Source organism: Stenotrophomonas sp. 21LCFQ19 (assembly GCF_056861425.1).
This window is the reverse complement of sequence record NZ_JBSPUF010000028.1, coordinates 1-14,237: the sequence shown is the minus strand read 5'-3', so window position 1 is coordinate 14,237 and position 14,237 is coordinate 1. Positions and strand designations below refer to the sequence as shown.

Annotated in this window: 8 protein-coding genes and 1 pseudogene; 5 read left to right on the top strand and 4 right to left on the bottom strand. The window is 64.2% G+C overall.

Annotated features, from left to right (window positions below; genetic code table 11):
• A partial coding sequence (locus tag AC13FW_RS20180; RefSeq protein ID WP_482990262.1) for an SIS domain-containing protein occupies nucleotides 1-997 on the bottom strand: 997 nt, incomplete at its 3' end.
• A gap of 316 nt (nucleotides 998-1,313) precedes the next feature.
• Here AC13FW_RS20180 and AC13FW_RS20175 point away from each other — a divergent pair.
• The 4 genes and pseudogenes from AC13FW_RS20175 (at nucleotide 1,314) to AC13FW_RS20160 (ending at nucleotide 9,248) form a co-directional block, all read left to right on the top strand.
• Nucleotides 1,314-4,676, top strand: coding sequence for a TIM-barrel domain-containing protein (locus AC13FW_RS20175; protein ID WP_482988987.1), 3,363 nt, complete (start codon nucleotides 1,314-1,316; stop codon nucleotides 4,674-4,676).
• 61 nt (nucleotides 4,677-4,737) lie between these two features.
• Nucleotides 4,738-7,659: pseudogene (locus AC13FW_RS20170) on the top strand (TonB-dependent receptor plug domain-containing protein); the annotation flags it as partial.
• The gene (locus AC13FW_RS20165; protein WP_482988986.1) at nucleotides 7,596-7,814 is read left to right on the top strand and encodes an ABATE domain-containing protein; all 219 of its coding nucleotides are present in this window, start codon (nucleotides 7,596-7,598) and stop codon (nucleotides 7,812-7,814) included. The pseudogene AC13FW_RS20170 and the gene AC13FW_RS20165, both read left to right, overlap by 64 nt.
• A 78-nt stretch (nucleotides 7,815-7,892) precedes the next feature.
• Nucleotides 7,893-9,248, top strand: coding sequence for a Gfo/Idh/MocA family protein (locus AC13FW_RS20160; protein ID WP_482988985.1), 1,356 nt, complete (start codon nucleotides 7,893-7,895; stop codon nucleotides 9,246-9,248).
• A gap of 195 nt (nucleotides 9,249-9,443) precedes the next feature.
• Here AC13FW_RS20160 and AC13FW_RS20155 read toward each other — a convergent pair whose 3' ends face one another.
• Nucleotides 9,444-10,898, bottom strand: a complete 1,455-nt coding sequence (locus tag AC13FW_RS20155) for an MATE family efflux transporter (protein WP_296252250.1) — start codon at nucleotides 10,896-10,898, stop codon at nucleotides 9,444-9,446.
• 106 nt (nucleotides 10,899-11,004) lie between these two features.
• On the opposite strand from AC13FW_RS20155, the gene AC13FW_RS20150 reads away from it, so the two are divergent.
• Nucleotides 11,005-11,412: an RNA-binding S4 domain-containing protein gene (locus AC13FW_RS20150; protein ID WP_482988984.1), complete on the top strand. Its 408-nt coding sequence runs from the start codon at nucleotides 11,005-11,007 to the stop codon at nucleotides 11,410-11,412.
• 174 nt (nucleotides 11,413-11,586) lie between these two features.
• Here AC13FW_RS20150 and AC13FW_RS20145 read toward each other — a convergent pair whose 3' ends face one another.
• Nucleotides 11,587-12,192, bottom strand: a complete 606-nt coding sequence (locus AC13FW_RS20145) for a DUF937 domain-containing protein (RefSeq protein ID WP_482990248.1) — start codon at nucleotides 12,190-12,192, stop codon at nucleotides 11,587-11,589.
• A gap of 156 nt (nucleotides 12,193-12,348) precedes the next feature.
• Nucleotides 12,349-13,995 carry a catalase gene (locus tag AC13FW_RS20140; protein WP_296253523.1) on the bottom strand — a complete coding sequence of 549 codons (1,647 nt, stop codon included), beginning with the start codon at nucleotides 13,993-13,995 and terminating at the stop codon, nucleotides 12,349-12,351.
• Nucleotides 13,996-14,237 lie beyond the last annotated feature (242 nt).

Below are 14,237 nucleotides of genomic sequence, written 5' to 3'. Positions count from 1 at the left end.
GCACGGGCAAGGTGTAGTCGTCGTGGATGCCAAGGTCCGAATGCGGGCCGATCGACAGCACCTTGCCGGCAACGCCATCACCGCGCAGTTCTTCCAGCAGATCCTGCTCATAGCGACGCGACAGCGGTTCGGCGCTACGCAGCACGACGACCAGGGTTTCATCATTGAGCGTGGACTTGGGACCGTGGCGGAAACCCAGCGGGGTATTGGCCAGTGCCAGCACGCGGCCGGCAGTGAGCTCCAATACCTTCAGCGCAGCCTCGCGGGCCAGCGCTTCCAGCGGACCACTGGCCAGGTAGATAACGCGGTTGTACGGCTGCGCAGCCAGTGCGGCGACTGCTGCATCCCAGTTGCCCAAGCCCTGGCGCGCGAGTGCGGCAACCTGCTGCAGGCGCTGTACACGCTCGGCCCAGGGGGCGCTGTCGAACACGGTCAGTGCGGTCAGCAGCATGCAGCTCAGGCTGCTGGTCATGGCGAAGGCGCGGTCGCAGCTGGCGGCCGGCATCAGCAGCGTGCAGGTGTCCTCGCGGCCGGCGCCACGACGAGCCAGCTCGCCTTCGGCATTGCAGGTGATGTCGAGGAAGCGGGCATCGTCGACGTCGGCGCGGACGCGGTCGACGGCGGCCACGCTTTCCGGGCTGGAGCCGCTGCGGCCGAATGACACCAGCAGGGTCGGGCGGTCGCGCTGCAGGTACAGCGCCGGGTGGGTGAGCAGGCTGGTGGTGTGCACGGCACGTACTTCGGCCGGCCACTGCGCGTTGATGGTGTCGGCCACCATCTCGGCGATGAAACCCGAGCTGCCGGCACCGGTGAAGATCACCCGCTGGCGCGGATCAGACAGGCGCTGGCCGAGGAAATCCTGCAGGCGCGTGCTGGCCTGTTGCAGGTCGATGGCAAGCGTTTCCCACAGCGCGGGCTGTTGGGCGATTTCGGTAGCGGTATCGGCTCCGCCCAGGCGCTGCCAGGCGGTCAGATCGTGAAGCAGGGTGGCATCCATGTGTGATTCCTGATTGGCCAGCGCACCATCTTTCTTTTCTTTCGAAATGTCAAATACCGAAAGCAAAGCGAAAGAAACTATTTGATTCGACTTTGTTCGCTTGAGAATCGTCCGAAGCGAAAGGTTTCCCGGGAAATCCTTTCGCAGCAATGAATACGCTCAGCTGCGCGATGTGAAAGTTGGTGCTGTGCACCATCTTTCGATTGCAAGAAATCTTACTTATCTTTTGCTTTCATTTTGTTGACATCTTTCGATTTCCTGCCCTAGAGTCGGCGCACTCGGTTTCGAAACGCCCGTTGAACGGGTTGGAGGCAAGGTGGAACACTGCGTTCGTCAATCGCCGCTGCTGCTGGCGCTGCTTTCGGCCTTGTTGTTGCCGGCAGTGACCGCACAGGCCGAGCCCATCGGCAATCTGCGCTCCGTCACCGCCAGCGATGGCCGCGACGGCGTGCGTGCCTGGGACGTACGCAGTGACAACGGCAGCACGCTGCGCATCGAGGTGCTGACCAACGACATCGTGCATGTGCAGGCCGGCCGCAACGGCAAACTGACCGGCGCCGGTGACAAGGCCGCGCCCATCGTGCTGCCGCAGCCCGTGCAGCAGGTGCAGGCGCAACTGGAAGAAGACGCGCAGGAAATCCGCGTGCGTACCCCGGCGCTGGTCCTGCATGTGCAGCGGCAGCCCCTGCAGCTGCGCCTGGAGCGTCTGGACGGCGGCAAGCCGGTGTCGCTATGGCAGGAACAGCAGCCGCTGGACCTGGCTGCCGAGCAGAGCGTGCAGGTGCTGTCCTCGCAGGCCGATGAAGCCTTCTACGGCGGCGGCCAGCAGAACGGCCGTTTCCAGTTCAAGGGCCGCGAGCTTGAAGTTTCCTATTCCGGTGGCTGGGAAGAGGGCGACCGCCCGAGCCCGGCGCCGATGCTGCTCAGCTCACGCGGCTGGGGCATGTTGCGCAATACCTGGAGCGACGGCAGCTATGACCTGCGCCAGCCGGACCAGGCCACGCTGCTGCACCGCGAAGATCGCTTCGACGCCTACTACTTCGTCGGCAACGATCTGCAGCGGCTGCTGGAACGCTACACCCAGCTGACCGGTCGGCCGAACATGGTCGCGCGCTGGGCGCTGTCCTACGGCGATGCCGATTGCTACAACGACGGCGACAACATCAAGAAGCCCGGCAGCGTGCCCGAAGGTTGGAGCGATGGCCCCACCGGCACCACCATCGATGTGGTCAACAGCGTTGCCGCCAAGTACCGCGAGAACGACATGCCGGGCGGTTGGATCCTGCCCAATGACGGCTACGGCTGCGGTTACAAGCAGTTGCCGGAAACCGTGCAGGGCCTGGCCAAGTACGGCTTCAAGACCGGCCTGTGGACCGAGAACGGCGTCGACAAGATCGCCTGGGAAGTGGGCAAGGCCGGCAGCCGCGTGCAGAAGCTGGATGTGGCCTGGACCGGGCAGGGCTATCAGTTCGCGATGGATGCCAACCGCCAGGCTTTCGACGGCATTCTCAACAATTCCGATTCGCGCCCCTTCCTGTGGACGGTGATGGGCTGGGCCGGCATCCAGCGTTATGCGGTCGCATGGACCGGCGACCAGAGCAGCAGCTGGGATTACATCCGCTGGCACGTGCCGACCCTGGTGGGTTCCGGTCTGTCGGGCATGGCCTATGCCAGCGGCGACGTTGATGCGATCTTCGGCGGCAGCGCCGAGACCTTCACCCGCGACCTGCAGTGGAAGACCTTCACTCCGGTGCTGATGGGCATGTCCGGTTGGTCGTCCAACGCGCGCAAGCACCCCTGGGCTTTCGATGAGCCCTATCGTTCGATCAACCGCGACTACCTCAAGCTGAAAATGCGCCTGACCCCGTATATGTACGGACTGGTGCATGACGCCGCACAGAGTGGTGCACCGCCGGTGCGCGGGCTGATGTGGGACAACCCGCAGGACCCGCACGCGCAGGACGAAACCTACAAGTACCAGTTCCTGCTCGGCCGCGATCTGCTGGTCGCGCCGGTCTATCGCAGCCAGGCCGCAAGCCGTGGCTGGCGCCGTGACATCCATCTGCCGGCTGGCGGCTGGTACGACTATTGGGACGGCCGCCATCTGCAGGCCGGTGCTGCAGGCAAGCAGCTCGACCGCCCGGTCGAACTGGCGACGCTGCCGGTATTCGTGCGCGCTGGAGCGATCCTGCCGATGTATCCGGAGATGCTGTTCGACGGCGAGAAGCCGCTGGATGAGGTGACCTTCGATCTGTATCCGCAGGGTGAATCCAGCTACACCTTGTATGAAGACGATGGCAGTACCCGCCGTTACCAGAAGGGTGAGTCGAGCACGCAGCAGATCCGCGTGCAGGCACCGGCGCAGGGCAGTGGCCCGGTGCAGGTCGAGATCGCGCCGGTACAGGGCGAGTATCAAGGTCAGTTGGCGCAGCGCCGTTACGGCCTGCGCGTGTTGAATCGCAGCGCACCGACTGCCGTGCAGCTGGATGGCCGCGCGCTGCCCAAGCTTGCTGATGCCGCTGCATTGCAGGCAGCCAGTGAAGGCTGGTACTTCGATGGCAAGGAACGCAAGGGTACGTTGCATGTGCGTACCGCGACGCAGGACATCCGTGCGCCGTTGAAACTGCAGCTGGATTTCCCTGTTGCCGCCGCGCTGGCCGACGATGCCTTCCCGAACGCACCGGAGCTGGGCCGCGCGCTGCCGTCCGACAGCCTGCTGGTGGTCAACCGCCCGGCCGAAGAACCCGGCCATCCGCTGGAAAATGCCTTCGACGATGATCCGGCAACGTGGTTCCGCAGCGTGCGCAACCAGGCCATCCGCACCGGCGCCCACGAATGGGTGGTGGGCTTCGGCGAGCGCAAGTTGATCGACGGCATCGAGCTGGCACCACGCAATGACCAGCACTGGAAGCATGGCCAGGTGCGTGACTATGAAATCTATATGGCTGACAGCAATGGCGAGTGGGGCAAGCCGATTGCCAGCGGTCACCTGCAGCTGAAGCAGGAACTGCAGCGCATCGACTTCCCAGCCCATGCCGGCCGTCTGCTGCGCTTCCGCGTGCTCAGCGTGCAGAACCCCGACGGTGACGGCGCAAGTGGTGCCGATCCGATGGTGACCGCAGCGCAGGGCAGCACCGCGCGTGCGGTGGATGCACTGCAGCCGCACGATGTTGGCCCGATTGCACTGTCCACCTTCCATATCCTTGAGCAGCAAACGGCCGAGCGGCCGGCGCGGCAGCAATACCTCTCCCAGCTGCCGCTGCCGGCCGTATTGGCCACCCAGGTGCACGCCGACCGTTCGTTCGCTGCCGCTGTGCCAATGCGCATGAACGGCCTGCAGTTCCACCGTGGCCTCGGCGTTGGTGCGCAGAGCCGCATCGACATGAGCCTGAAGGGGCAGTGGAAAACACTGCGCGCCGACCTCGGCGTCGACGACCAATGCCGTCAGGCCGGCGGCCTGCAGTTCCAGGTCTGGGGTGATGATCGCCTGCTCTATGACAGCGGCTTCGTCAAAGCACCGGGTGTGGTCAAGCCCGAGCTCGACATCCGCGGTCTGTCCAGACTGAGCCTGCGCACCTTGGGCGCGCAGGGTAGCCAACCGTCCCAGGTCTGCGCCAACTGGGCCAACGCCGTACTGATAGGCGAGGAGGGCGATTCCGCCGACATCCTCGCACCATGACCCACCCGTAACACCGCTCCTCCCACCGGATTACCCCCGGCTACGGTCCAAGAACCGTGGCATGGGATCGCTTTGCCCGCCAACTGCTGTTTTTTTTGCGTGCCCTTGCCAGGAGAGAACCCCGATGTTGCCAGCCAACCGCAGTGCCAAACGCTGTTTGCAAGCTCCACTATCGTTGGCTGTCGCCAGCGTGTTGTTCGCCATCGCCGCACCTGCCTTCGCGCAGGACAAGGCCGAGAAGGAAAAGGACAAGACCACCGAGTTGTCCCGCATCGAGGTCACCGGTTCCAACATCCGCCGCACCGATGTGGAAACCGCATCGCCGGTGCAGGTGATCAGCAAGCAGGACATCGAAAACATGGGTGCACGCACGCTGTTGCAGGTGCTCGACAATCTGCCAGCGGCACGACCGGGCCAGGTCGATTCCAAGTCCCTGTTCACCGGCTCCGACGGTGCGTCGCAGGCCAATCTGCGTGGCCTCGGTGCACAGGGCACGCTGGTGCTGCTGAACGGTCGCCGCCTGTCGTATTACGGCGCGCCGGCTGGCTTCCAGACCCAGTTCGTCAACATCGATGCCATTCCTGCCGCCGTCATCGAGCGCATGGAAGTGCTGACCGATGGCGCCTCGGCCGTGTACGGCACCGATGCGGTGGCCGGCGTCATCAACGTCATCACCAAGAGCAGCTACCAGGGCCTGGAAGTCAGCGGTACCTGGGATACCGCCTCGCGCTTTGATTCCTTCGGTGAAAAGCAGGCCAGCGTCACTGGCGGTTTCGGCGACATGGCCGAGGATGGCTACAACGTCTATGCCAGCGTCAACCTCTATGAGCGCGACGGTATTCCGGACAGCGAGTGGTACCTCAAGCACCCGGGCCAGTTCTACGTCAACAATCCGGACTACATCAAGAACCTGCGGCTGGACACCGGCAGTGCGCCGGGCGTGTTCAACCCCGGCTATTACTACGCCATCGATCCGGTCACCGGCGTGCGCAAGGACGAGGCTGCACCGGGCTGCAACAACGTGCTGCAGGTCAGCAGTGGCACGCGCTGCATCTGGCAGACCTGGATGAACCGGCAGATCAACGGCGGCGCGGATTCCAAGCGAGTCACTGCCTACGTCAATGGTCATTACCAGCTCAATGACAGCACCGAGGCATTCGCCGAAGTCACCTACACCGACATCGACCTGCACGCCAATGGCGGTACGCCGCGTGCTTACGGCACCACCACCGGCAATCCGCAGAGCTGGTTCTCGCGCAACACCGGCAATACGGTCAACCAGTTCCTGACCCCGTGGCTCGGCCCGAACAACGAATACAACCACGCCAGCCCGGAGTTGAAGGCGATGAATGGCGGTGTAGTCGGTTTGGGTTACCTGCTGCAGGACGTCGGCGGTGGCCACTTCGGTCAGCGCAATACCGACGACAGCTACCGTGTGGTGGCAGGTCTGCGTGGTGCTGCCGGCGACTGGAATTGGGAAACCGCGTTCGCCACTGCTGGCTCGCACTCGGTCACTTACCAGACCACCAACGTCAACCTGAAAGGCTTCGAGAAAGCCTTCGGTCCGTACACCATCGATCCGGGCACCGGCCGCGTCATCATTTCCGATCACCCGGCCTACAAGTTCGGCGAGATCAGTGAAGCCAACGCGGCGCTGATCCGCGAAGCCTTCCCGACCTTCGACATCGAATCGTGGACCCGCCTGCACACCCTGGACGGCAAGATCGAAGGCCCGCTATTCAACATGCCGGCCGGCGAAGTGCGCGCGGCGTTCGGCTTCAATGCCACCCGCGAGACCTTCTACACGCCGGGCAACCCGGATGCCGCCAACGGCCTGATCACCCAGCAGGGCGGCTCGTGGTTCGACGGCAAGCGCAACACCTACGCGCTGTTCTCCGAAGCCGTGGTGCCGCTCACCGAGAAGCTCGAGATGGACCTGGCACTGCGCCTGGACAAGTACCCAGGCTTCAGCGCCAATGCCGCGCCAAAGATCGGCCTGAAGTACCAGGCACTGCCGCAGCTGATGCTACGTGGTACCTATTCGGAGGGCTTCCGTGCACCGAGCCTGGCTGAAGCGGGTAGCGGTGGCGTGTATGCGCAGATCGGCGGCTACCGTGATGAAGTCCGTTGTGCGGAAACCAATGCGATCGCCGGCCTGCTGCGGCAGTCCAACCGCGTCGTCGACAAGGACCTGGGCAACAGCCTGTGGAACAGCGATTGCAGCCGCAACGTGGCGCGCATGACCCAGCCCAACCAGGACCTGAAGCCGGAGAAGGCGAAGATCGCCACGCTGGGCGTCGTGCTGGAGCCGACCGATTGGCTGTCGGTGTCGGCGGACTACTGGTTCGTGTACCGCCGCGATGAAATCGTCGCACCGGACTACAGCAAGGAAGAAGACATCGATTCGATGACTCGCTTCCCGATCACCGAGTCCGACAGGTCCAACCTCGCGGCCCTGGCTGCGATGTGCAACGACCCGGCCAGCGGCGTGACCTGCCCGGGCACCTTGCCGGGCTACAGCATCGGCAACGTGGCCAGCGTGATCGGCCAGTACAGCAACCGTGGCCGCACCCTGATCGACGGCTTCGACGTGGACCTGCGCAGCCGCTTCGACCTGGGTGAATGGGGCCGCCTGAACATCGGCGTGGCGGCGACAATTGCCAACCGCAACATGTACAACTCCGACAACGGTGACGGCTGGTACTACGGCAACGTGGTTGGCTACTACAACAACCCGAAGGTGCGCGCCACGTTCAACACCAACTGGACGTATGGCAACTGGGATACCGGCTTCTACGTGAACTATGTCGGCGGTACCAAGTGGGCCTATGACCGCATCGATGCGCAGGACAACAACGCCCAGACCTGCACCGGTAGCTACCTCGATCTGGCCCCGGGCCATTGCGGTGGCGCACCGGCATGGTGGACGGCCAACCTGAGCGTGAACTGGCGTCCGATCGAGAAGCTGAGCGTTGGTGTGACCGTCAAGAACCTGTTCAACCGCCTGCCGTTCTACGACCCGAACGACTGGATGAACTTCGCCGGTTACGCCAACAACTTCGGCCGCATCTACAGCGTGACCGCGACCTACAAGTTCTGATCCACCGCAACAGCGCTTCCCCCTCATGCATTGCATGAGGGGGAAGACAGTGACACCGTCAGCACGGTCGCGGCACGCCTGCCATGACTGGCACGCCCCCTGAAAGAGGAAACACAATGAAGCGTAGGGAATTCATCATGGCCAGCGCGGCCCTGGCCGCCACCAGCCTGCTGCCGGAGACGCCGGCCTGGGCACGTGGCCGCAAGGTGCGCCTGGGTGTGATCGGCACCGGCATGCGTGGCCAGGTACTGTTGAAGGAACTGGTACGCCGCGACGACGTCGAAGTGGTTGCCCTGTGCGACATCGAACCGATCATGCTCGGCCGCGCCATGGACATGGTGGCCAAGGCCGGCAAGCCGGCACCGCAGGCCTATGGCGCCGACCGCGACCAGAATGCCTGGAAGCGCCTGCTGGAGCAGCGCGGCCTGGATGGCGTGATCATCGCAACCCCATGGGAGCTGCATGCAACGATGGCGATCGCGGCGATGCAGGCCAAGGTCGCGGTGGGCTGCGAAGTGGTCGCCGGCATCACCCTGCAGGACCATTGGGATGTGCTCAATACCCAGCTCAGCACCGGCACCCCGTACATGCTGCTGGAGAACGTCTGCTATCGCCGTGACGTGATGGCGGCGCTGCAGATGGTGCGCCAGGGTCTGTTCGGCGAACTGGTGCACCTGCAGGGCGGTTACCAGCACGACCTGCGCGGGGTGAAGTTCAACGACGGCACGCCGGAGCATCCCTACGACAGCGGCGTTGAGTTCGGCGCCAAGGGCTGGTCGGAAGCACGCTGGCGCACCGAGCATTCGGTACAACGCAATGGCGAGCTGTATCCCAGCCACGGCATCGGCCCGTGCGCGATGTATACCGGCATCAACCGCGGCAACCGTTTCACCCATATCAATGCCTTCGCCAGCAAGGCGCGCGGCCTGCACGAGTACACCGTTGCCAAGAGCGGCGGGACCACCCACCCGAGTACCAAGGTCAAGTTCAAGCTCGGCGACATCGTCACCACCACGCTGGCCTGCGAGAACGGCGAGACCATCCTGCTGCAGCACGACACCTCGTTGCCGCGCCCGTATTCTATGGGCTTCCGCGTGCAGGGCACCAAGGGCCTGTGGATGGACGTCAACCACGGCATCCACATCGAAGGCCGCAGCCCGCCGCACCAGTGGGAAGAGTTCAAGACCTACCAGGACCAGTACGAGCACCCGCTGTGGAAGCAGCATGCCGATACCGCCGCAAGCGCTGGTCACGGTGGCATGGACTGGTTCGTGATCCACGCCTTCGTCGAGGCGCTGAAGGCCAAGGCGCCGATGCCGATCGACATCTACGACGCCGTGACCTGGAGCGCGATCACGCCGTTGTCCGAGCAGTCGATCGCCAACAGCTTCCAGACCCTGGAGTTCCCGGACTTCACCAAGGGCCTGTGGCAGCAGCGCAAGCCGATCTTCGCCTTCGACGGCAGTTACTGATCCGCTGCAACTGTAGTGCCGAGCCATGCTCGGCATGAGGCGTCACCGGTAATGCCCCTGCCGAGCGTGGCTCGGCACTACAGGTCGTGCAGCCCCCTCCCTTGCGCCGGAGGCGTAGGGGAGGGTTGGGGAGGGGTTGAGCTAGCAATGCCTGCTTCGCGGCTGACGCCGCTCCCACAGCTCCCACAGCGTTGTCTAGCGTTCCAATTCCACGTCCGGATCCGCCACCGGCGATGGCGGCGTAGCCGGCACTTCCGCCGGGGTGGCTTGCGCCGGCTTGTCGAGGATTGTTGCCTTGCGCCAATTACCCCAGCGGTAATAGGCCATGATCATCAGCATGGAGCACAGCGCGCTGACCGGGAAGCTCCACCAGATTGCATCGGCGCCAAAGCGTGGCTGCAGCCACAACGCGAACGGCACGCGGATGCCCCACATGCCGATTGCCAGGATCAACAGCGGCGGCAGCACCGCGCCGGTGGAGCGAACCACGCCGGACAATACGAAGTTGACCCCGAAGAACAGGAACGACCACACCGCGATGTGATTCAGGTGGCGGCCGATCTCCAGCGCCTCGCTGGCGGCAGGCAGGAACAACGCCAGGGTGCTGCGATCAAACAGGATGATCGGCGCGATCAAGGCACCGGTCAGCAGGAAATTGAACAGCACGCCGGTACGCGCGGTGGCTTCCACCCGTGGCCAGAGGCCGGCGCCCACGTTCTGTGCGGCCATCGTCGAGCAGGCCGCACCAATGGCCATGGCCGGCATCTGCACGTAGGTCCACAACTGCATCGCGGCGCCATAGGCCGAGGCGGTTTCCACGCCGTAGCCATTGACCATGCTGATCATCATGATCATCGCCAGCGAGATCAGGATCATCTGCAGGCCCATCGGCACGCCCTTGACCACCAGCGCCTTGAGGATGACGGTGTCGATCTTCAGCAGGCCGATGTCCTTGCGTCCCAGCCACAGCATGTGTCGCTTGTTGCGCAGGTAAAGCATCAGGCCGGCCAATGCCAGGCCCTGCGAGAAGAAGGTGGCCCACGCTGCACCGGCAATGCCGAGTTCCGGGAAAGGACCCACGCCGAAGATCAGCAACGGGTTGAAGGCGATATCCATCAACACCGCCAACAGCAGGAAGCGGAACGGCGTGCGTGCATCGCCGGCGCCGCGCAGGGCGGCGGTAATGAAGGCGAACGCGTACAGCAGCGGCATCGCCAGGAAGATCACCTTCAGATAGGCATCGGCCATCGGCAGGGATTCGGCCGGTGTGCCCATCGCCAGCAGCAGGCGGTGCGAGAGGAACCAGCCCAGTACCGCGATCAGCGCAGACAGGCTGATGAAGAAGGTGGCGCTGGTGCCCATCACCCGCCGTGCCTGCGGCAGGTCCTTGGCGCCGATGGACTGGCCGATCAGGATGGTCGCGGCCATGCCGATGCCGAACACCGAGCCGATCAGGAAGAACATGATGTTGTTGGCGTTGGCCGTGGCGGTCAGCGCCGCCTCACCGAGGAACTTGCCGACCCAGATGGCATTGACCGAGCCATTCAGCGACTGGGCGATGTTGCCAGCCAGGATGGGGAGCGCGAACATGAGCAGGCTGGTGCCGATCGGGCCTTCGGTCAGCGAGCGGGTTTGCTTGGGTTTCGACATGGACAACGTTGTCGGGATCGGGGCAGGCACACTAGCATCTTGCAGGTGAGGGTGCCGGCGTCAGGTATCAACGGTAGGTGGCTTACACGGGAGTCATGGCAACGCGATGAGTGGCGAAGTCGTAGTGGTAGCAAGCATTCGTCTTGATGTGTGGCTGTGGGCTGCACGTTTCTTCAAGACCCGCAGCCTGGCCAAGCAGGCGGTGGAGACCGGCAAGGTGGATGTGGAAGGGCAACGCCCCAAGTCGTCCCGCGCCATTCGCCTGGGTGACGCGCTGCGGGTGCAGCGTGGCGATGAGGTCTTCGAGATCGCGGTACGCGGGCTCAGCGACAAACGCGGCTCGGCGCCGGTAGCGCAGGCCATGTACGAAGAATCGGCGGCCTCGAAACAGGCGCGTCACGAAGTGCACCTTCGCCGCGCCGCCGAACGCACCGGCTACCAGGCCCCGGAGCACAAGCCCGACAAACGTGCCCGACGTCTGATCCGCGCCCTGGGTGATCTCGACGCGCTCTGACACCTGTAGTGCCGAGCCATGCTCGGCAGGGGCTTTACCGGCAATGCCAGCCCCGTAGTGCCGAGCCACGCTCGGCAATGGGCCCTACCGGTAAGGCCTCTGCCGAGCATGGCTCGGCACTACCGAAACAAAAACGCCACCTTGCGGTGGCGTCTTCGATCAACCTCAACCGGCTCAGCGCTTGCCGCTACCGAGCAAACCGCTGCCCAGCCTGATCAGGTCGCTGACGCCGAACTGGCCGTCGCCGTCCTGGTCCAGCACGCTGCCCAGCAGGCCGCCGCCGATACCGCCAGCCTGCGTCACCTGCTGCTTTTCCTGGCCCAGGATCTGCGCCAGACCATTGGGGTCGGCTTGGCCGCCGCTGCTCATGCGCTGGGCGATGAAGGCCATCACGATCGGGGCGAGGATCTTCAGCAGCTGGCTGGAGCTGCTCGGGCTCAGGCCGGTGGCCTGGGCCAGGCCGGTCTCGGCACGGTCCTGGCTGCCGCCGAAGATGTGGCCGAGGATGCCTGCGCCGTTGGCTGCCGGGTTGTTGCCGCCGCCCATCACTGCGCCCAGCACGCTGCCGATGTCCAGGCCGCTGTGGTTGTTCTGCAACGCGCCAAACAGGGCTTCGGCGCCCTGCGGCTTGGCCGCGTTGTTGCCCAGTGCGCCCATCAGCAACGGCAACGCGGCACTGATCGCGCCCGAGGCTTGCTGACTGTCGATGCCCAACTGCTGCGAAACCTGTTGCAGCGGCGCGCCCTGCAATTGGGAGAGGAGATCGTCGGTCAGGCTCATCGGGGAATCCTTGAAGGGTGGGTTGTCCAGCGGCATGGTAACCCCCGCAAGGGTGCGTAAGTGAAGAGGCCAACGACGTGTTGGGTTGTGGGTAGAAACAGCACCGCCCGCGCAGGGCGGGCGGTGCTGTTTCATCGTTGGACCAGCGGGCCGGGCTTACAGCTCGATGTCCTCGGCGCCCGGGGTGGCGGTCGGGAAATCGCTGCCTGGGTGCGGCGGCGGTGCGAACGGGTCGGCCGGAGCGGCTGCCGCAGCCAACTTCTGCAGGGCGGCGGCGATGCCTGCACCGTAAGCCGGGTCGGCCTTGTTGCAGTTGTCGATGTGGCGCTGCTTGATGAAGTCCGGCGCATCACCCAGGGCGCGTGCGGTGTTCTCGAACAGACGCTGCTGCTGAGCGGCGTTGTAGCTGCGGAACAGGGCACCGGGCTGGCTGAAGTAGTCGTTGTCGTCTTCGCGGAAGTTCCAGAAGTCGGCATCGCCGCGGATCTTCAGCGCCGGCTCGCGGTACTGCGGCTGCTCCTGCCATTGGCCGTAGCTGTTGGGCTCGTAATGCGGCAGGCCGCCGTAGTTGCCGTCCACACGCATGGCGCCATCGCGGTGGTTGCTGAAGACCGGGCAGCGAGCGGCGTTGACCGGGATCTGGTGGTGGTTGACGCCCAGCCGGTAACGCTGCGCATCGGTGTAGGCGAACAGACGCGCCTGCAGCATCTTGTCCGGCGACGGACCAATACCCGGTACCAGGTTGCTCGGGGCGAAAGCCGACTGCTCCACGTCCTGGTACCAGTTGACCGGGTTGCGGTTGAGTTCGAACTCGCCGACTTCGATCAGCGGGTAATCGCTCTTCGGCCAGACCTTGGTCAGGTCGAACGGATGGATGCGGTAGGTCTCTGCTTCCAGTTCCGGCATGACCTGCACGAACAGCTTCCATTTCGGGAACTCACCACGCTCGATCGCCTGGAACAGATCGCGGCCGTGGCTTTCGCGGTCCTTGCCGACCAACACTTCGGCCTGCGCATCGGTCAGCGCCTGCACGCCCTGCTGGGTGACGAAGTGGAACTTCACCCAGAAGCGCTCGCCGCCCTCATTGGTGAAGCTGTAGGTGTGCGAACCGAAGCCGTTCATATGGCGGAAGCTGCGCGGGATGCCGCGGTCGCTCATCACCACGGTCACCTGCATCAGCGCTTCCGGCAGCAGGGTCCAGAAGTCCCAGTTGTTGCGGGCGCTGCGCAGGTTGGTATGCGGGTCGCGCTTGACCGCCTTGTTGAGGTCGCCGAACTTGCGCGGGTCACGCAGGAAGAACACCGGCGTGTTGTTGCCGACCAGGTCCCAGTTGCCTTCCTCGGTGTAGAACTTCAGTGCAAAGCCACGGATGTCGCGCTCGGCATCGGCTGCGCCGCGCTCACCGGCCACGGTGGTGAAACGGGCGAACATCTCGGTCTGCTTGCCCACGGCCGAGAACAGCTTGGCACGGGTGTACTTGCTGATGTCATGGGTGACGGTGAACGTGCCGAATGCGCCTGAGCCCTTGGCATGCATGCGGCGCTCGGGAATGATCTCGCGGTTGAGGTTGGCGAGCTTTTCAAGCAGCCATACATCTTCCATCAGCAAGGGGCCGCGCGGGCCTGCGGTCTTGCTGTTCTGGTTGTCCACAACCGGCGCGCCGAAGGCGGTGGTCAGCGGCGTCACCGGTGCGTCGCCATGCTGCTGCTTGGGTGTGGTGCTGGTGTCACGCTGCGATTGCGCGGCCTGCTCAGGGGAGGGGGCGCTGTGGTACGGACAGGTCGGCTTGGTGTCATTGCTCATGGCTGGCTCCTGCTGGCGTTGGGGTAGTTCTTGCACCGACTGTAACCACCGACGCGTTAAATGAATAATCAAATGAACTGCTCGCTCTGATAGGGCTTACCTATTGCTCAGCTAGCCGGGATAAATGCGCTCTGTTGATGCCGCAGGCTCAATGCGCTGGCCGTCAGCCGTTATGCTGGGCAGCTGCCTGTGCCGGAACCCCCAATGAGCCAACGCGCTGCCCGATTGCTGCACCTGCTGGA

What these genes read in the sequence shown, in the direction of transcription:
- AC13FW_RS20165 (WP_482988986.1), top strand. Translation starts at nt 7,596, where the DNA reads ATGGTGGACGGCCAACCTGAGCGTGAACTGGCGTCCGATCGAGAAGCT.
- AC13FW_RS20160 (WP_482988985.1), top strand. Translation starts at nt 7,893, where the DNA reads ATGAAGCGTAGGGAATTCATCATGGCCAGCGCGGCCCTGGCCGCCACC.
- AC13FW_RS20155 (WP_296252250.1), bottom strand. Translation starts at nt 10,898, where the DNA reads ATGTCGAAACCCAAGCAAACCCGCTCGCTGACCGAAGGCCCGATCGGC.
- AC13FW_RS20150 (WP_482988984.1), top strand. Translation starts at nt 11,005, where the DNA reads ATGAGTGGCGAAGTCGTAGTGGTAGCAAGCATTCGTCTTGATGTGTGG.
- AC13FW_RS20145 (WP_482990248.1), bottom strand. Translation starts at nt 12,192, where the DNA reads ATGAGCCTGACCGACGATCTCCTCTCCCAATTGCAGGGCGCGCCGCTG.
- AC13FW_RS20140 (WP_296253523.1), bottom strand. Translation starts at nt 13,995, where the DNA reads ATGAGCAATGACACCAAGCCGACCTGTCCGTACCACAGCGCCCCCTCC.